This window comes from Oceanicaulis sp. LC35 (assembly GCF_052055585.1).
In the GTDB taxonomy this organism is placed as follows: Bacteria; Pseudomonadota; Alphaproteobacteria; order Caulobacterales; family Maricaulaceae; genus Oceanicaulis.
On sequence record NZ_CP170485.1, the window covers coordinates 2646535 to 2665599 of the forward strand.

Here is a 19065-nt window from a genome sequence, read left to right on the forward strand (position 1 = left end):
GCATGACGCAAGCGCCCCAACGCGCCATGGTGATGGCGGCCGGTCTTGGCACCCGCATGCGTCCACTCACCAATGATCGCTGCAAGGCGCTGGTGGAGCTGGGCGGCAAAACACTGATCGACTGGATGCTCGACCGTCTCGCCGAGGCGGGCGTTGAAGAGGCGGTGGTCAATGTCCACCATTTCGCCGACCGGCTTGAAGCCCATCTGAGCGAACGCACCGCTCCTGCGATCACGATCTCGGACGAGCGTGCAGAACTTCTGGAAACCGGCGGCGGGCTCGCCAAAGCGGCGCCGCTGCTGGGTGATCAGCCGATCTTTGTCGCCAACATCGATTCCGTCTGGCGCGAGGACGGCGGGGAAAGCGAATTGCGCAAGCTGGCGCGCGCCTTTGATCCCGAGCGAATGGACGCGCTTCTGCTGATCACCCCCACGGCGAACACACTGGGCTTTGACGGGCCGGGTGATTTTATCCTGCACGAGGATGGCCAGCTCGAACGCCGGGGCGAACGCAAGAGCGCCCCCTATGCCTATACCGGCGTGCAGATCCTGCATCCGCGCGTGCTCAAGGGCCTGCCGGTCGAACCCTTCTCGACCAATCTCATCTGGAACACGGCGCTTGAAGCCGGACGCCTTTACGGGTGCGTGATGGACGCCTTCTGGATGCATGTAGGCGATCCTGAAGCGCGTGAAGCGGCGGAGAATCGGCTACGCTCCCCTTCATGAGCGCTGATCGTCTGTTTTCGTCTCCTTCGCCCCGGGTTTTCACCCTGCCCCCCGCCGCGCCGTTCCTGACCGAGCTGGCGCGCGGCCTGAACGAGGCGTTCCCCGATCCCGAAGCGTTGAGCCGGGTCACCGTGCTGATCCCGACCCGCCGCGCCGGGCGCGAACTGGCCGAAGCCTTTACCCGGCTGTCGCCGGGAGCCGCGCTCTTGCCGATGATCCGCCCGATCGGGGATGTGGATGCGGACGAGCCGCCGTTCGAGCCGGGCGAGCTGGCGGACATTGCGCCCGAAGCCGTCTCTCCCGCCCGACGCCGGTTCGAGCTCGCCAGTCTGATCCTGCAAAAGGAAAAGGCGGTGGGTCGCTCCATGGGCGCAGGCGGCGCGCTGGCGCTGGCTGATGATCTGGCGCGGCTTCTGGATGATCTTGCGACCGAGGATGTGGACGATCTGGGCGCGCTGACCGAACAGGTGCGCGCCAACCTGCCCGCCCACATGCAGGAAGCGGCGATGTTTCTCGACATCGTGCTGGTCGCCTGGCCCGAGCGTCTGAAGGAAATGCAGCGGGTGGATCCGGCACGGCGGCGCTCGCTGATCCTGAAAGCGCTGGCGAAACGCTGGCGGGACAATCCGCCCGCTGATCCGGTGATCGCGGCAGGGTCCACCGGCTCCATTCCCGCCGCCGCCGAGCTTCTGAGCGCGGTCGCAAGCCTGCCGCAGGGCTGCATTGTACTGCCCGGTTTTGCACGGGACATGGATGAAGAGGGCTGGGCCGCCATTGATGACGGCCACCCCCAGCGCGCCATGAAGACCCTGATCGAGACAATCGGCATCGACCGCAAGGCGGTCCAGTTCTGGCCGGGCGCCGAGGAAGGCCGTCAGGACGCCCCGCGCGCGCGCGTCATCGCCGAAGCCCTGCGTCCCGCAGAAGCCACAGCCGACTGGCTGCGCCGCGTAGAAGACCTGCGCGAGGCTTGGGGCGCGGATGTGTTTGAGACCGCCCTTGAGGGTTTGAGCGTCCTTGATGCCCCCGCCCCCGCCGAAGAGGCCCGCGCCATCGCCCTGATGCTGCGCGAAACCCTGGAGACGCCGGGCGCACGGGGCGTTCTCGTCACCCCGGACCGCAATCTGTCGCGCCGGGTCATCACAGAAATGGCGCGCTTTGGCGTGACGGTGGACGATTCCGCCGGTCAGCCCCTGTCCGACACCCCGTCGGGCGCCTTCCTGATCCGCGTGCTTCAGGCCGCCCTCGATCCGGGCTCGGCTCTGGCGTTCTCGGCGCTCGCCACCTCGCCGCTCTTTTCCCTCGGAGAAGAACGCGCGCCCCTGCGCGGCGTGCTCGGAACCATGGAACGTCGCGCCCTGCGGGGACGACGCCCCGGTCATGACTGGGATGCGTTATACGAGCATGTGCGTGATTGCGCCGGAGAGGATGATGACCGGCGCAGACGCTGGGGCGGCATCATCGAGGCCATGGCGACCGCGCTCTCGCCCCTGAGCGCACTTGAGGGCGCCCAGCCTATAGCCGTCTGGACCCGCGCGCTGGTGGAAAGCGCCGAGGCGCTGGCCCGCAATGATGAAATGGCGGGCGCAGACCGGCTCTGGGCGACCGATGCAGGCGAAAACGCCGCCCAGCTGATGCGCGAATTCATGGAAGAGGCCGACGCCTTGCCGCCGGTCAGCTTGCATAACTTCACACGCGCCGTTCTGGAAACCGCCCGCTCACGCCTTGTTCGCCCGCGCTATGGCGCTCATCCCAGACTTCAGATTCTGGGCCCGCTGGAAGCGCGTCTTGCGGAAGCGGACCGGGTGATCCTCGCCGGTCTCAATGAGGGCGTCTGGCCCGCCGCGCCCAAGTCTGATCCTTTCCTCAGCCGGGGCATGCGGATCGCCGCAGGTTTGTCCGCGCCCGAGGAACGCTTCGGCCTCGCCGCGCATGATTTTGCCCAGCTGGCTTGCGCGCGCGATGTGACGCTGACCCGCTCGGCCAAGGTCGATGGCGCGCCCACCGTCGCTTCGCGCTGGCTGTGGCGCTTGCAGACACTGGCGCGCGGCGCTCTGGGCGAACGCGCGGAAAGCGCCCTTGCTCCGGCGCAGGATTATCTCGCCTTTGCGGGCGCGCTGGATGCGACCGCCGAGCAGACTGTGATCCGTCCGCCAGAGCCCGCCCCGCCGGTCGAGGCGCGGCCACGCAAGCTCAGCGTCACCCAGATCGAGACCTGGATCCGCGATCCCTATTCGATCTTTGCGCGCAAGATCCTCAAACTCGACAAGCTCGACCCGCTGGACCGTCCGGCGGGCGCGCCCGAACGCGGCACCGCCTATCACGCGGCGCTGGAACGCTGGGTCCGAAGCCTCGGGGACACCGACATTCTGCCGCGCGACGCGTTACAGCGCCTCTTGGCGCATGGTCAGACCGCCCTGTCTGAAGCCGGGTTCAGCGAAAACGCGCTCGGCATCGAGATGAAGCGCTTTGAGCGTGTGGCCCAGTTCATGGTCGCCTTTGAAGCCGCCCGACGCGAGGACGGGTTCATGCCTGCCGCACTCGAAGCGCTCGGCGATCTCAGCTTTGACGCGCCTGCCGGCCTGTTCACCCTGACAGGCCGGGCGGACCGGATTGATCTGCGCCCCTCGGGCGCGCTCGATATTCTCGACTACAAGACCGGCATGCCGCCCTCGGCCAAGGAAGTCGCGGCGGGCTTTGCTCCGCAATTGCCGCTGGAGGCGGCGATGGCCGCGCGCGGTGCGTTTGAGGACGCCCCCAGCCATGAGCCGGGTGATCTGATGTATGTGCGCCTGTCCGGCGGACGCGTGCCGGGCGAAGACAAGTCCGTGGTCCGTAATCCTGATGGCGATGACGCCGGCATTCTGGCCGAACAGGCGCTGGAGCGGCTGGTGAAATGGGTGGCCGCCTTTGACGATCCGCGCCGCACCTATCCCAGCCAGCCGCGCGTGAAATTCGTCAATAAATGGGGCGATTACGATCATCTGGCCCGCCGCAAGGAATGGGCGAGCGCGCCCGGAGATGACGCGGGTGACGGAGGCGCATCATGAGCCAGCCCGGTTTTGACCCCGCCATTGTCGTTGGCGCCTCTCTGGCGCAGGCGACCGCTGCCGATCCGTCGGCCAGCGTCTTCGTGGAAGCGAACGCCGGGTCTGGCAAGACCCGCGTGCTCGTCGACCGGGTCGCACGACTGCTACTGGCGGGCGCGAAGCCCGATCGCATTCTGTGCGTGACTTTCACCAAGGCGGCGGCAGGCGAAATGCAGGCGCGCCTGTTCAGAAAGCTCGGCGACTGGTCGACCCTGCCCGATGACGCCCTGACGAAAGAGCTCGACGCGCTTGTGACCGAAGGTCAGCGTCCGGCGCTGGATGAAGCGCGGCGTCTGTTCGCCCGCGCGCTCGAAACCCCGGGCGGATTGAAAATCCAGACCCTGCACGCCTTTTGCGAAAGCCTGTTGCGCCGCTTCCCGCTGGAAGCAGGCCTGCCGCCGGGCTTTGAGGTGCAGGATGATGCGTCAGGACTGGCCTTGCAGGCTGAGGCCATGGACGCCCTCTCCGGGCTCGCCCACCGTGACCCTGAAGGCGAGATCGCCCAATCCATCGCCGCCCTGATTGACGGTTCAGGGGCGGATGCGCTCGCACGGCTCTCCGCCTTCGTCATGAGCAAGCGCCATGAACTTTTGGCAGCACGGGCGCAGGCGGGATCACTGGACGCCCTGCTGGATCAGGCGAGCGAGCTTCTGGGCGTTGATCCGGATCTGGATGTGGATCAGGTGCTGGCCCAGGCCTGGGGCGATACCGATGTGGGCGCGCTGGAGGCCGCGCTGAGCGCGCTTCAGACCGGCGGCACGAAAACCGATCAGGCCAGCGCCGAGGCGCTCCTGGAGATCCTTGATGTGGCCGAAGAGGATTCCGCGGAAGCCTTTGACTATTATATCGAATTTCTGACCACCAAGACCGGCGCGCTGAAAAAGCCCAAATCCATCTTCTCCAAGAAAATCGGCGAGAATTATCGCATCCTCGTCACCCTGTTTGGTGATGAAGGCGCGGAAATCCATCGCGTTGGCGATGAAATCCTGCCCAAGCTGGCCGCCGCCACCGCCAACCGGATGACCCGCGCCGCGCTGCGCATCGCTGATCAATTGCTGAGTGATTATCAGGCGCGCCTCAACCGTCTGCGCCGGGTGGATTTCTCTGACCTTGTGGAGCGCGCCCGCGCCCTTCTGACCGATTCCGAGGCGCGCGGCTGGGCGCTCTACAAGCTCGATCAGGGGCTCGATCATGTGCTGGTCGATGAAGCGCAGGACACAGCCCCCGAGCAATGGTCCGTCATCAATGCGCTGACCGAGGAATTCTTTGCGGGCGATGGCGCGTATGAGACGAGCCATCCCGATGCGCTCAAACGCACGGTCTTCTGCGTGGGCGACGAGAAACAGTCGATCTATTCTTTCCAGAACGCCGATCCGCGCGAGTTTCTGGCCCAGCGTCAGCGCCTTCAGACCGAAGCGAAACTGGCGCGCCTGCGCTTTGAAAGCCCGCCGCTCAATGTCTCCTTCCGCTCAAGCCCCGAAGTGCTGGCGGCGGTGGATGCCTGCTTCGCCGCCGAAGCGGCGGTCCTGAACGCCGAGCGCAAGGATTGGGTCGAGGGGCTGGAAACCAAGCTCCTGATGAGCGACCCCGAGACGCAGGAGCGCCGCGATCCGCTGGCCTTCCACCGCTATGACGGACACGTGGCCGCGCGGATGAATGCGCCGGGGTGTGTGGAGATCTGGCCAGCCGTTCCCAAGCCTGAAGGCGGGCAGGAAGACGAGCTTGACCTGCGCCCCGTGGACGCCGAGCGCAAGGATTCCGCGCGCAACCAGCTCGCCGAGGCGGTCGCCAGCGAGATCGCCGACATCATCACCCGCGGCGATGGCGTGTGGGAGGAAGGCAAGCCCTGGCGGCTGCGTCCCGCCCATGCGGGCGATATTCTGGTGCTGGTGCGCCGGCGCGGCGGCCTGTTTGAAGAGATCATCCGCCGCCTCAAGCTCAAGAATGTGCCTGTGGCGGGCGCAGACCGGATGACCCTGCCCGACCAGCTGGTGGTCGAGGATCTGCTGTCGCTGGCGAGCTTTGCGCTCCTGCCTGAAGACGATCTGTCTCTGGCCGAAGTGCTCAAAAGCCCGTTCTTCCATCCGGTCAAGGCGGCGGTTCCGCCCCTTGATGACGATGCGCTCTATGATCTGAGCTGCGAGCCCGGCGCGCGCTTGTGGGACAAGCTGCGCCGCACCGGCGACCCGCGTTTCCGCGACGCGAAAGCCGCGCTTGAAACCGCCCGCGCGCGGGTAGAAACCGATGCGCCCTACGCCTTCTTCGCGCGCTTTCTGACCGAGACGAGCCCGACCGGGGAAAGCCGTCTGGCGCGGCTTTATGCGCGTCTGGGCGAAGAGGCACGCGACCCGGCGGAAGAGTTCCTCAACCGCGCCCTCGCCCACGAAGTGGAAGGCGCGCCGTCGCTGTCGCGCTTCGTCGCTGCGATGCAGGCGGACGCCGTGCAGATCAAGCGCGAGATGGAGGCCGGACGCGGCGAGGTGCGGGTGATGACCGTGCACGGCGCCAAGGGCCTTGAAGCGCCCATCGTCTTCTTGCCAGACACCACCCAATTGCCCAAGGACCGCTCGGGCGGGCTGTTCGCCCATGAAGAGGCGGGCCTTCTGTGGTCGCCGGACATGAAGATGCCGCCGCCGCTGCTGGCCTCGATCGCCGAGCGCAAGGAGCTCGATGCGGACGGGGAGTATCAGCGCCTCCTCTACGTTGCGATGACCCGCGCCCGCGATCGTCTGATCGTGTGCGGGCATACCCATGGCGTGGCGGGCAAGGTGGATGCAGGCAGCTGGTATGACCGTTGCCTGCACAGCTGGACGGGCCCGGACTGGCGGTCTGTGAAGACCGCGCTTGAAGCCGTGGCGACAGAGAACGGCTGGGAGGCTGCGCCCGGCCTGCGCTTTGGCGCCGATCCCAAACCGCTCAAGGCGAGCGCTGCGCCTGAAGCCGCCCCGGTCGTTCTGCCGGGCTGGGCGATCCAGCCGCCCCCTGCCGACCCGGCGCCCGTGCGCTCGGTCGCGCCCTCAAAGCTGCTGGGCGAAGAGGAAAGCGGATTTGAACCGGCCTCGCTTTCGCCGCTTGCCGAGGGCGGTCAGTCGCGCTTCCGCCGGGGCGAGCTGATCCACAAGCTGTTGCAGACCCTGCCTGATATCGAGGAGAGCCGCCGCGAGGCCTCGGCCCTGCGCTATCTTCAGAACCAGACTGATCTTGATGACGCCCAGCGGCGCGAGATCGCCTCTGAAACCCTGCGGGTAATCGCTGATCCGACTTTCGCAGCCCTGTTCCAGCCCGGCTCCCGCGCTGAAGCCGCAGTGGCGGGGCAAGCGGCGGGTCTGCCGGGCGGCATGGTCATCAATGGCCAGATCGACCGGCTGGTGGTCACTGATCACGAAGTCCTGATCGTTGATTACAAGACCAACCGGCCGCCGCCCCAAAAGGTGGAGGATGTGCCCCGCGCCTATCTCGCGCAAATGGCCGCGTATCGCGCGCTATTGCAGGGACTTCACCCGGATAAACCGGTGCGGTGCGCCCTACTTTGGACAGATGCGCCGCGCCTGATGGAACTCCCCCCGGAGCGACTGGACGCGGTGCTCAGTCGCGCCCAACGCCCAGCGGATGCTTGACCGATGCGCTGGGGCTTCCTAGGTGATCGGTCAACTCAAGACCCGCACCCGCGCTGATTCCGGGCGGATGCGTGTTGTTTATTGGTAAGGAGCAAGGCTCATGGCGACCCAGGCGGTTACCGACGATACTTTTGAAAATGATGTGCTGAAGGCTTCCGGCCCGGTGCTGGTGGACTTCTGGGCGGAATGGTGCGGCCCGTGCAAGCAGATCGGCCCGGCGCTCGAGGAGATCGCCAACGAGAAGGCTGGCGCGCTGACTATCGCCAAGGTGAACATTGACGAGAACCCGATGGCGCCGAGCAAATACGGCGTGCGCGGCATCCCGACCCTTCTGATCTTCAAGAATGGCGAGGAAGTCAGCCGCAAGGTCGGCGCGATGGCCAAATCCAAGATCGAGGAATGGATCAACGAAGCCGTCTAGGCTCTGATCCTCTCCAGGATACAGAAAACCCCGGAAGCCAGGCTTCCGGGGTTTTTCTTGATCAGGCCTTCGCCATCTCGTCTGCAATGGCCTGGGCGGCGGCGAAGGGATCATCAGCCTGGCTGATCGGCCGGCCCACCACCAGATGGCTGGCCCCGGCTTTCAGCGCGGCTTCGGGCGTCGCCACCCGTTTCTGGTCGCCCAGCGCAGCACCGGCCGGACGCACGCCCGGCGTCACGATCAGGAAGTCTGCAGGAACGCGCGCCCGAATGGCTTCGGCTTCCTGCGGCGAAGCGACAACGCCGTCCACGCCGCAATCGAGCGCCTGATCGACCCGGCGCATGACCAGATCGCGCGCGCCATAGGCATAGCCCATCTGGGTCAGCATGGCGTCGTCATAGGCGGTCAGCACGGTAACGCCGAGGATTTTAAGGTCCGAGCCTTCCCGCCCCTCGACCGCCGCGCGCATCACCGGCGGTTCGGCATGAACGGTCAGAAGGTCCGCCCCTGCCTGCGTGATCGAACGGGTGGCTTTCTCCACCGTGGCGGGGATGTCGTGCAGCTTGAAGTCCAGGAACACATCATGGCCGCGCGCCTTGAGTGAGCGCGCCAGATCCATGCCGCCAATCGGCAGCAACTGGAGCCCGATCTTGTAGTGCGCGCAGGCTTCGCCCAGCGTCTCCACCAGCGCTTCAGCGTCGTTGATGGTCGGCAGGTCGAGGGCGGTGATCAGGCGGCGGTCGGTCATGGTCATCCCCGGAACTAAGACGGCCGCAGCGACCTAGACCGCTGCGCGCATGCGATCAAGTGTCAGGATGCGGCGTTCGACTGAGCCTGCGCCACCATCCGCTTTTCCTGCATGCGCATGATCGCCTGCCCCACCGGATCGGGCAGGATGCGGGACACGGCGACGAGGAATTTGTACCACGCCCCCGGCACGCGCAGCGGCACGCCGCGCTCAACCGCGTCATAGCCGGACACGGCCACGTCCTCGGCGGTCAGCATCCAGAAGGAGGGCAGGTTGGAGACGGTGGTGCGCGCGCCGTTCACATCGTGGAACTCCGACCAGGTATAACCCGGCGCCACGGCGGTGACGTGGACATTGCGGTCCTTGAGCTCGAGGCCCAAAGCTTCAGACACCTTGATGAGCAGGCTTTTCGCGCCCGGATAAAGCGTGCCCGAATAGCGGGTATGGGCGTTGGCGGCGGGCAGCAGGGCGGAGACCGAGGCGATATTGATGATGCGGCCATAGCCGCGCTCGGCCATGGGTTTCGCCACCAGATGCATGAGCTTGAGATAGCTGGTGACCATCAGCTCCATGAACTGGGCCTGATCCTCCCAGCTCAGCTCCACAAAGGCGCCCGGGCGGCCCGCGCCCGCATTATTGACGAGGCCGTCAATGACCCGGCCCTGATCGGTGATCGTCTTGACGATAGTTTCCGGCGCCTTGGGGTCACCAAGGTCCGCCGCGATCACAAGGCTGTCGACGCCGAACTGGGCTTTCAGCTCTTCAGCCAGATCCTTCAGCCGGTCCTCGCGACGCGCGACCAGCGCCAGATCCCAGCCCCGACGCGCAAACTCCCGCGCATAGGCCGCGCCAATGCCGGAGGATGCGCCAGTAACAAGAGCGAGACGCCGGGCCATGTGATCTCCAATCCTTTGATCTCTCACGATGAGCAAAGGGTGACCGGATCGCCTCGCTCTGTCCAGAACTACCGCAGGCTCATCACTCCGTGCACGCCTGATCGATCAGGGCGCGCGTCTCTTCCACCAGGATCGCCCACGCCGTCGGGGACAGGGCATGGCCCGCCGCGCCATAGGCGGTTACTGCCCCGGTTTCATTGTCTTCAAAGATATGATCCACGCCGGGCACGATCACCGTGCGGGTGGGCTTGTCGCCGCGCGCCTCCAGAAGGGCCGCCTGCGCGTTTTCGGGCAGCACCTGAAGATCCGTCTCGCCAAAGACGCCCAGCACCGGCCCGTCAAATTCGGCCGCCGCCGCAGCCGGATCACCCGCGAACATGGCCACGGCATAGGGTTGGCCCCACATCTGGCCTTGCTGGCGGGCAAAGGCTTCAGGCAAGCCCGTCTCGATCAGCGCAGCTTCAATCGCGGCAGGCGCTTGCCCCGGTTCGGCGGTGGCGATCGCTTCAAATACTGCGGCCTGACGCACCCGGTTCGCTTCAACAGCGTCTTCGCCCTGCCCGGACGCCCGGATCAATGCTTCGGACTGGTCATACAGAAGCGTCTCCATGTCCTGATGCTGACCGGCGAGCGAAATCATGAAATCCGCGTCAGAGGCATTGGCCGCCAGAAGCCCCAGATAGCCGCCTTCGGAGTGGCCCATATAGCCCACGCAAGACAGGCCGGTTTCCGCCTTCAGGACGTCCAGCGCCCGCACAGCATCAGCCGCAAGATCGGCGGGCGCCAGCGGCGCCGGAGCCTCCGAACCGCCCACGCCCCGATCATCATAGCGCAGGCTGGCCATGCCCGCCTCGGCCAGCGCATCAGCGATGGCGGCATAGAGCGGATGGCCGGCGATCATGCCGTCCCGGTCCTGCGGCCCCGAGCCGCTGATCAGCACCAGCCCGGCGCGCGGAGCGTCAGGGGTCGTGATCACGCCTTCCAGATGACCCTCTTCCAGGGCAACCCGGACCACCTCGCCCGCACCATAGAACGGCGCTTCAGAAGACGCGTCCTCTTGCGCTTCCGAGGGACGTGAGAACACCAGGGGCGCCGTCAGTCCACCCTGATCAAAAGTGCCGGTGATGACGCCGTCTTCCAGAACGCCGTCATACTGAAGCGCCATGCCCGGGGTGGAGAAATGAAGGGATGCGCCGTCCACACGGACAATCTCCATGGGCACCCGCGCCCCGCCCTGATCTACAGAAATGAGGGTAAGGGCGGGCGTGTCCTCCGACAGATCGATCTCAAGCGCCAGCTCAAGCGTGCGCACGCCCGTATCGAGCTCTCCGGACCAGTCGCCGGCGAAACCCGGATCGGCCGGAGCTGCGGCGATGTCCTGCCCGGTGACTTCAGTCTCCGTCGCAGCCGGCACAGGGGGTTGCGCGTCACAGGATGCGAGCATCAGCGCGAACGGGATAAGGGCGAAGCTGGCGGTTTTCATGGCAGGTCTCCATCGTTGTCACCTCACACTTAGCATTGACGCTAATTAGCGTCTAGGCTAAATACGAAATCATGAGTGATGTCTTTTCCGCCCTGGCCCATCCTGTCCGTCGCGAGGTCCTGCGCCTTCTGCGCGATGGCCCCATGACGGCAGGCGCACTGGCGGACCGGTTTGACGTCGCAAAGCCGACCATGTCGCGCCATTTCGCGACCCTGAAAGAAGCGGGCCTGATCCAGTCGGAGAAATCCGGCAACCAGATTCGCTACCGTCTCAATGTCAGTGTCGCTGAAGAGCTCATGGCGTTGATGATGGACCTTCTCAAAACATCCGGCTCCAGCAAGGGAGACCCCCAATGATCCGCAAAGGCTTTCTGTACGCCCTGCCGCCTCTGGCGCTGATCTTGGGCTTGTCGATCTGGGGATGGACAGGAACCGCGGCGGGAGCGGAGATTCCGGTGCATTTCGGCCTCGACGGCGCGCCCGACCGCATGGGCGGCAAGGTGGAAGGCTTCGTCCTTCTGCCCGCCATGGCCCTGTTTCTCTGCGTCCTGTTCTCGCTCATGCCGCTGATTGATCCGCGCGGCGAGAACATCCTGCGATCTGCGCCCGCCGTTCTCACGGTCTGGGCCGGCGTGATCTGGGTGCTGGCCGCAGCACAGGCGCTGATCACCCTGACCGCGCTGGGTCATATGGACAGCGCGGATGGCCCCGGCCAGTTCATTGGCTTCGCCTGCGCGTGTTTGCTGGCGGTGCTTGGCAATGTGTTGTCCAAGACGCGACCCAACTGGCTGATCGGCATTCGCACGCCCTGGACCCTGTCATCGGACAAGTCCTGGGATGTCACCCATCGCTGGGGCGGGCGTCTGATGCTCGCAGGCGGCGGGGTGTCCGCGATCAGTTTCCTGCTCGCGCCGCCGCCTGTCGCCTTCACCATCCTTGGGATCAGCACCAGCGTGATGGTGGTTGTCAGTGTCGGCCTGTCCTACTGGGTCTGGAAAAACGATCCCGACCGGGACACTTACTCCGCCGCTTCGGAGTGAGCGGACACAGCCTTCTCGCCAAACAACAGACGTCGCGCCATCTCCGTCGCCGCCTTCAGCGCTTCACGGTCTTCATCGGAAAAGCGAAAGAACGGCGCGGTGTCCACCACCGCAACAGCCCCGACATTCTGCCCTTCAGGCGACAGAAGCGGTTGCCCGCAATAGGCGCGCACATAGGGCGGCCCCACAGCGACCGGGTGACCACTCAGGTCCGGATCCGTGGACAGGTTCAGGATTTCCACCGGCCCATCGCGGCAAACCACTTGGGTGCACAGGGATTCATCCAGCGCCACCTCGCACGCATCCAGACCAAACTTGCCGATGAACCGGACGGTCTTGTCGCTCACCAGTGAGATGACACAAATGGGCGCCTTGAACGCATAGGCGGTCAGGCGCGCCAGGGCATCCAGATCCAGACGCTGGTCGAACTCCTGCCCTGACAAGGCCTTAACAGCCTCGAGCCGGTGCTGGTCAGCGATGATGGAACAGCATGCTTTCACGGGCGTCTCAGACATACCCGGACTCCTTATTTTTTATTCAATCTGTCCCAAAAGGTTTCTGAGTCCGTAAAGCACCTGACGCTTTCGCTGCACCCGCTCAGGGTCTAAGTTGCCGCCCGTTTGAAACCTTCATGCCGGGACGCGCCATGAGCCAGAACATCAAGAAAATCGTGCTCGCCTATTCGGGCGGGCTGGACACCTCGGTCATCCTCAAATGGCTGCAGGACGCCTATCAGGCCGAAGTGGTGACCTTCACCGCCGACCTGGGTCAGGGCGAAGAGCTGGAGCCGGCGCGACGAAAAGCCGAGAAGGCCGGCATCAAGGACATCTACATCGATGACCTGCGCGAGGACTTCGTGCGCGACTATGTCTATCCGATGGTCCGCGCCAACGCCGTCTATGAAGGCCAGTACCTTCTGGGCACCTCCATCGCCCGCCCGCTGATCGCCAAGCGCCTTGTCGAGATCGCCCACGAGACCGGCGCGGACGCAGTCGCGCACGGCGCCACCGGCAAGGGCAATGACCAGGTCCGCTTCGAGCTGGGCGTGGCCGCTCTGGATCCGAGCCTGAAAGTGATCGCGCCCTGGCGTGAATGGGATCTCAACTCCCGCACCAAACTGATTGCGTATGCCGAAGAGAACGGCATCGAGGTCCCGTCCGACAAGCGCGGCGAAGCCCCGTTCTCGGTCGATGCGAACCTGTGGCACACCTCCTCTGAAGGCAAGATGCTCGAAGATCCGGCCGAAGAGGCGTTCAACGAGGTCTGCCTGCGCACCTGCCATCCCGAGGATGCGCCGGACACCCCGGAATATGTCACCATCGGCTTTGAGCGCGGCGATGCGGTCAGCATCAATGGCAAGGCGCTGAGCCCGGCGACGGTTCTGACCCAGCTCAACGAACTGGGCGCCAAGCACGGCGTCGGCCGTCTGGATCTTGTCGAGAACCGCTTTGTCGGCATGAAGTCGCGCGGCATCTACGAGACCCCCGGCGGCACCATCCTGATGGCGGCCCATCGCGGCATCGAACAGCTCACTCTGGATGGCGGCGCCATGCACCTGAAAGACGAGCTGATGCCGAAATACGCCAAGCTTGTTTACAACGGCTTCTGGTTCAGCCCCGAACGCGAAATGCTTCAGGCCGCCATCGACCATTCCCAACGCCATGTGAGCGGTGAAGTCCGCCTCAAGCTCTACAAGGGCAATGTCATGGTGGTGGGCCGGTCCTCGCCGCACTCGCTGTACTCGCTCGAGCACGTCACCTTCGAGGAAGACACCGTCTACGACCAGAAGGATGCGGAAGGCTTCATCCGCCTTAACGCCCTGCGTCTGAAACTGATCGCCCAGCGCAAGCATCGCCTCGGCGAGAACGACTAGTCGGTAGGTAAGGCCTGGAATCGATGCGTCCCCGGCACCCAGAAGCCGGGGACGCACGCGCCAGCGGGCTGAACAAACGATGCGGCGGGGACGCCCCTCAACGCCCCGCCAGGCATCTACTCCGCCGGCAGGGGTCTGGTGCGGGACTTGAGCACCGGCATGATCAGCGCCGTCCCGCTATCGATAAACACACGCAGCGCTTTCTCCATCGGCCCCTGCTTGAAGCGGGAGAGCCAGAGATTGCAGGCGAGGATCAGGAATGCGCCCGCCGGGATCATCAGACCCCACAGGGCCACCCGGTCGAACTGGCCGTACAGGTTGAGGCCAAAGCCGGTGAACAGCCACAGCATCATCAACGAGCTGCCCATATAGCCGGTCAGCGCCATCTTCCCGACCGGCTCGAAGATCACCTTGCTGACCTGCGCAAACATCGCCGAGCGCATCGCGATCACGAAACCTGACAGCATGAAGATCACGATGAAGGGTTTGGAGAAGCGCATCACCGGATGCAGGCTGACGTCAAAGACAAAGCCCGCCAGCGCGCCATGGATCGCCGTGCCGAGCGCGAGCGAGACGCCCACAAGCCCCGACACGAGCACCACGCGGCGCAGCGCCACCGTAGAGAGGGTCAGCGCGCCCGTACGCATCAGGCCCAGCCCCAGCAGCATATAGCCGCCCGCTTCCGCAATGCGTCCCAGAACGGACGCATTGGTCATCATGGCGATCCAGGTCTGGATCGAGGCCTGAACATGCGGCCAATACCCTTCAGCATGGAAGGTCTGCACCGCCATCATCTCGGCATAGCTCGGGGTTTCGGTCCCGATTTCGCGATAACCGGCATAGAAGACCACCACGGCCCACCCCACTGCCGCGCAGGCGAACAGATAGCGCGCCGGCAGCCAGGACAGGATCAGCACACCCATGCCCGCCACCGCATAGATCGCCAGAATATCAGACGACCAGGCCAGCAGGCTCATATGCAAAAGGCCAAGGATAAACAGGCCGATACAGCGGATCACAAAGCCCGCCCGACGGGTCAGCGGATCGCCGGAGCCAAAAAGCAGGATCGACATGGAAGCGCCAAAGAGCGCCGCGAACACGCCGCGCATCGCCGCGTCGATGAACACGGCCTGCGTCGCCCACAGCCCCATCGCCATCGGGCCTTCGCCAAGTAGACGCGGATCAGAGAACGCGAAATTCGTCCCCCCCGTTGAGGGAAAATGGGCGATGAGCAGCCCCAGCACGGCAAAGCCGCGCAGCGCGTCAAGAACCCGGATCCGATCTCGCATTGGCACACCTCCACAAACGCATTCACGTTTCGGAAGGATTTGTGCAAGCGCCGGGCCAACGCGCAGTCAGGGCCTGGAAGAGCGCAGAGCTTCACAGCTCCCGGCCTTCACCCGGATGACAAGGATTGAAGGTGTCGGAAAGCCCGCCTACGCGACGCCGCGCTTGAGATAGATCGGCATGTCGTCGTCGAGATCGCGGGCGATATCGCCAGCGAGGTCAGGCAGCAGGGTCGTCGCCATTTCGTGGCGGATGATCCCCTCGCCGCGCTGGCGACGCCAGTAATTCCAGTACGTCGTAAGGTGGGTCAGAGAGCCCACATCATCGCCAATGCGGCTGAACAGGTTCGGCGCCTTCAGCAGCAGCATGCGCATAGCGATCGGGTCGCCATCATCAAGGAAGGCGGAGACCACACGATAATAGTTTTCACGCCCGGCTTTGAGGTCTTCCCAGCGCAGGCGCACCGAGCGGCGGATACGATTGATGGGCGCCGCCAGCGGACGGAAGGGCGCGGAGGCGTCTTCCTTCTCAAGGCGCGCCAGATCGCGCAGGAAGCCCGCAAGCCCCTCGGTGATGACGTTCATCCGCCAGAAGTAATACAGCAAACCCTTCCAGCCGAAGACGCCAACGGTGAAGTCTTCAGGGTCCATGCGAAGGGCGTTGCGCAGGTCTTCGCGTTGGGCGTGGCTCTGGGCGTTGAACAGGACGGCGGCCAGACGTTCGGGACGTTTGCGCGTGCCGCTTTCCCCCAGCGCCTTTCTGGAGATGTCGGCCATGTGCCGGGCGGCGAACATCTTGAATTCGGCCTCGTCGGCCTTGGCCATGGTGAAATAGCGCGAGTCCAGCTCCCGCTCGGGGAACAGCGCCTCCAGCAGGAAGGGATCAAACGCCGGGGCTGATTTCAGCCGCGCCAGCGTGCGCACATCCTCGGAGAACTCTTCTTCATACAGATTGCGGTCGCGCCCCAGCGCCTCTTCCAGCCAGGCTTCAAGGTTCGGGGCCTCGATGAAGGTCCAGAAGGCGCCCGCGCCCGGATCATTAGGATCAATGGGCAGCACCAGCTTGGTGACGATATTGCGCCCCGAGCGCACCAGCGAGCGCTCATTGCGACGCAGATTGTGCTTGATCAGGAAGCAGCGGTTCAGACCGCGATGGCGGAACAGCGGGTTCGGGGTCTGGGCGAGATCGGGATAACGCTTGTGCAGGCCGTACAGATCGAGGACGCGGGGCGACGCGCCGCCACGCATGAGGTTCTTCAGATCATATGGACGACGGCTGAACATGGACGAGCCCGACTCCTACCCCACTCGACCTCCGAGACTGGGGCAAGACGCCATGCTGCGCCAGCGAAAGCGGGCAACAGGGTTAACGGCGGAATAACCCGGCCTAGTCGCCGTGTTCAGGCAGGAAGATCTCGCGCTTGCCGGCATGGTCGGCGGGGCCGATCATGCCCTCATCCTCCATCCGCTCGATCAGGGTTGCGGCGCGGTTATAGCCAATCTGCAAGCGGCGCTGGATATAGCTGGTGGACGCCTTGCGATCCCGGGCCACCACGGCGACAGCCTGATCAAACAGGTCATCGCCCGAGCCGCCGCCCACAAGGTCCAGCGCGCCCTCGCCGCCCTCTTCATCCAGATCCTCGGTGACGGCGTCGAGGTATTCCGGCGCGCCCTGGGATTTGAGGAAGTTGGCGACGTCCTCGACCTCGCGGTCAGACACGAACGGACCATGCAGGCGCCGGATGCGACCGCCGCCCGCCATGTAGAGAAGGTCGCCCATGCCCAGAAGCTGCTCAGCGCCCTGCTCGCCCAGAATGGTGCGCGAGTCGATCTTGGAGGTGACCTGATAACTGATCCGGGTCGGGAAGTTGGCCTTGATGGTGCCGGTGATCACATCCACGGACGGACGCTGGGTCGCCATGATCAGGTGGATGCCCGCCGCCCGCGCCATCTGCGCCAGACGCTGGATCGCGCCTTCAATGTCCTTGCCCGCGACCATCATCAGGTCGGCCATCTCGTCGATCACCACGACGATATAGGGCATGGGATCAGGTTCGATCGTTTCGGTCTCGTACACCGGCTCGCCGCTCTCGCGGTCAAACCCGGTTTGCACGGTGCGCGACAGCACATCCCCCTCGTCGCGCGCCTGTTTGGCCTTCTCGTTGAAGCCCTTCATATTGCGCACGCCGACCTTGGACATTTTCAGATAGCGCGACTCCATTTCGCGCACGGTCCATTTCAGCGCCGCAACGGCTTTCTTGGGATCGATGACCACCGGGCTCAGTAGGTGCGGAATGCCGTCATAGACCGACAATTCCAGCATTTTGGGGTCGATCATGATCATCCGGCACTCTTCCGGCGGCAGCCGGTACAAGAGCGACAGGATCATTGCGTTCACGCCCACCGACTTACCCGAGCCGGTCGTACCCGCGATCAACAGGTGAGGCATTTTCGCCAGATCCGCGGTGAACGGTTCGCCGCCGATCGTCTCGCCCAGCGCCATGGGCAGCTCGGCCTTGGCCGTCTCGAAATGACGCGAGGCCAGCAGCGCACGCAGGAAAACGGTTTCGCGATGCTGGTTAGGCAGTTCGATGCCGATGGCGTTGCGTCCCGGCACTACCGACACCCGGCACGCCACTGCCGCCATGGAACGGGCGATGTCATCGGCGAGGTTGATCACCCGGCTGGTTTTCACGCCCGGCGCAGGTTCAAGTTCATAGAGCGTCACCACCGGGCCCGGGCGCACCTGCACCACCTCGCCCTTGACGCCAAAGTCCGCCAGCACGCCCGTCAACAGCTCGGCGTTCTGGGCCAGCGCTTCGGCATCGACCGTATCGGCGCGCGGCGGGGCCGGAGCCAAGAGATCAAGGCGCGGCAACTCGAACCCGGAGCTGTTGTCGCTGAAGGGCAAGGCGCCCTGCATTTCACGGGCTTCTCGATCAGATTCCTTGACGTTCTTCTTGCGCGCCACCTTCACCGGGTTCGGACGCGCTGGCGCACCCGTATCCGGCATGGCGTCGTCATCTTCGTCCTCGTCCTCGACAGGCTCACGGCTGATGCGCGGGGCCCGGCGCGGCCGGTCTTCAGACGTGCGGTCACGCTTGAGGAAGGCCGGCGCGGTTTCTGCACGACCATCGGGCTCCGGCGGGGTCTGAACTTCAATCTCGCCGCGGCCCCAGGCGCGCGGAATGGCGCCGATCGCCTGATCAATCCAGACGCGCACCGTAGCCCAGACCAGCTCCGCCGCATCCCGCGCCGCCGTCAGATCGCGCACGGTCAGGCCAAAGCAGAAAAAGACGCCGAACACAGCCAGCACCAAGCCCAACCCGCCCGCGATCACCCGTCCGCCCGGCGCGCTGACCTCATCGGTCAAGGCCTGAACGCCGCCCAGAAGGGCGTCGCCGACAAGGCCGCCCAGCCCGGTCGCAAAGGGCCAGTTGGCGGGCATGGGCAAGGCCGAGACCGCCATGGCGAAACCGCAAATCCCGACGATGCCGGACAGGATGCGGAAGGTGGATACCGTCTTGGAGCGCCCGCGCGGTCCGCGCGCCAGCAAGATCAGGCCCCAGGCGAGGATCGCCAGCGCCGCTGCCGCACCCGCCCAGCCCATCACAAGCAGAAGAAGATCCGACGCGATCGCGCCGGGCGCGCCCATCCAGTTGGTCGGGACGCGTCCCGTGGCGGCGTTCAGGCTGGGATCAAGCGGATTATGGGTCAGCGCCGACAGGATCAGGAACACGCCCGATGCGCTCATGACAGCGCCAATGAGCGCCGTGCGCACACGCGCGATCAGGCCGGGCTTGCGTCGCACCGGCGCATCAGAATCAACAGAAGGGTCGGCGGCCATGGTCATGGCTCCCAGACTGCCTCAGAGAGTCTTCCTGACGG

14 protein-coding genes are annotated in these 19065 nt (G+C 64.9%); 7 read left to right on the forward strand and 7 right to left on the reverse strand.

The annotated features are described in order from the left end of the window. The first annotated feature begins 2 nt into the window (after positions 1-2). The 4 genes from ACFELO_RS12600 (at position 3) to trxA (ending at position 7852) form a co-directional block, all read left to right on the forward strand. Positions 3-725 carry a nucleotidyltransferase family protein gene (locus tag ACFELO_RS12600; RefSeq protein WP_440958118.1) on the forward strand — a complete coding sequence of 241 codons (723 nt, stop codon included), beginning with the start codon at positions 3-5 and terminating at the stop codon, positions 723-725. Continuing rightward, entirely contained in the window at positions 722-3775 is a 3054-nt protein-coding gene (gene addB, locus ACFELO_RS12605; RefSeq protein ID WP_440958119.1) for a double-strand break repair protein AddB, read from the forward strand. The genes ACFELO_RS12600 and addB overlap by 4 nt, the downstream gene beginning before the upstream one ends. Continuing rightward, complete coding sequence (locus ACFELO_RS12610; protein ID WP_440958120.1) at positions 3772-7431, forward strand: UvrD-helicase domain-containing protein; 3660 nt, start codon at positions 3772-3774, stop codon at positions 7429-7431. Before addB ends, ACFELO_RS12610 begins: the two co-directional genes overlap by 4 nt. A 100-nt stretch (positions 7432-7531) precedes the next feature. Beyond that, entirely contained in the window at positions 7532-7852 is a 321-nt protein-coding gene (gene trxA / locus ACFELO_RS12615; protein ID WP_440958121.1) for a thioredoxin TrxA, read from the forward strand. A 61-nt stretch (positions 7853-7913) separates the two neighbouring features. Here trxA and pyrF read toward each other — a convergent pair whose 3' ends face one another. The 3 genes from pyrF to ACFELO_RS12630 form a co-directional block, all read right to left on the reverse strand. Further along, positions 7914-8600, reverse strand: coding sequence for an orotidine-5'-phosphate decarboxylase (gene pyrF / locus ACFELO_RS12620; protein WP_440958122.1), 687 nt, complete (start codon positions 8598-8600; stop codon positions 7914-7916). Between the two features lie 62 nt (positions 8601-8662). Continuing rightward, a complete protein-coding gene (locus ACFELO_RS12625) occupies positions 8663-9496 on the reverse strand; it encodes an SDR family NAD(P)-dependent oxidoreductase (RefSeq protein WP_440958123.1) in 834 nt (277 codons plus the stop codon). An 82-nt stretch (positions 9497-9578) separates the two neighbouring features. Further along, on the reverse strand, positions 9579-10979 hold the full coding sequence (locus ACFELO_RS12630) for an alpha/beta hydrolase family protein (RefSeq protein ID WP_440958124.1): 1401 nt from the start codon (positions 10977-10979) through the stop codon (positions 9579-9581). Between the two features lie 71 nt (positions 10980-11050). Here ACFELO_RS12630 and ACFELO_RS12635 point away from each other — a divergent pair, with 71 nt between their 5' ends. Both ACFELO_RS12635 and ACFELO_RS12640 read left to right on the forward strand, forming a co-directional pair. Next, entirely contained in the window at positions 11051-11335 is a 285-nt protein-coding gene (locus tag ACFELO_RS12635) for an autorepressor SdpR family transcription factor (RefSeq protein ID WP_440958125.1), read from the forward strand. Continuing rightward, positions 11332-12018, forward strand: coding sequence for an SdpI family protein (locus ACFELO_RS12640; protein WP_440958126.1), 687 nt, complete (start codon positions 11332-11334; stop codon positions 12016-12018). The genes ACFELO_RS12635 and ACFELO_RS12640 overlap by 4 nt, the downstream gene beginning before the upstream one ends. On the opposite strand, the gene ACFELO_RS12645 is transcribed toward ACFELO_RS12640, so the two are convergent. After that, on the reverse strand, positions 11997-12533 hold the full coding sequence (locus ACFELO_RS12645; protein ID WP_440958127.1) for a GAF domain-containing protein: 537 nt from the start codon (positions 12531-12533) through the stop codon (positions 11997-11999). The two genes, ACFELO_RS12640 and ACFELO_RS12645, sit on opposite strands and share 22 nt — an antisense overlap. A gap of 131 nt (positions 12534-12664) precedes the next feature. Here ACFELO_RS12645 and ACFELO_RS12650 point away from each other — a divergent pair, with 131 nt between their 5' ends. After that, complete coding sequence (locus ACFELO_RS12650) at positions 12665-13891, forward strand: argininosuccinate synthase (RefSeq protein WP_440958128.1); 1227 nt, start codon at positions 12665-12667, stop codon at positions 13889-13891. Between the two features lie 116 nt (positions 13892-14007). Here the strand turns inward: ACFELO_RS12650 and ACFELO_RS12655 are convergent, their stop codons facing one another. From ACFELO_RS12655 to ACFELO_RS12665, 3 genes are all read right to left on the reverse strand, one after another. Continuing rightward, positions 14008-15180, reverse strand: coding sequence for a DUF418 domain-containing protein (locus tag ACFELO_RS12655; protein ID WP_440958129.1), 1173 nt, complete (start codon positions 15178-15180; stop codon positions 14008-14010). Positions 15181-15327: 147 nt separating this feature from the next. Next, positions 15328-16461 (reverse strand): hypothetical protein, encoded by a 1134-nt coding sequence (locus ACFELO_RS12660; RefSeq protein WP_440958130.1) that lies wholly within the window; start codon positions 16459-16461, stop codon positions 15328-15330. Between the two features lie 103 nt (positions 16462-16564). Next, a complete protein-coding gene (locus ACFELO_RS12665; RefSeq protein ID WP_440958131.1) occupies positions 16565-19030 on the reverse strand; it encodes a DNA translocase FtsK 4TM domain-containing protein in 2466 nt (821 codons plus the stop codon). Between the last annotated feature and the right edge of the window lie 35 nt (positions 19031-19065).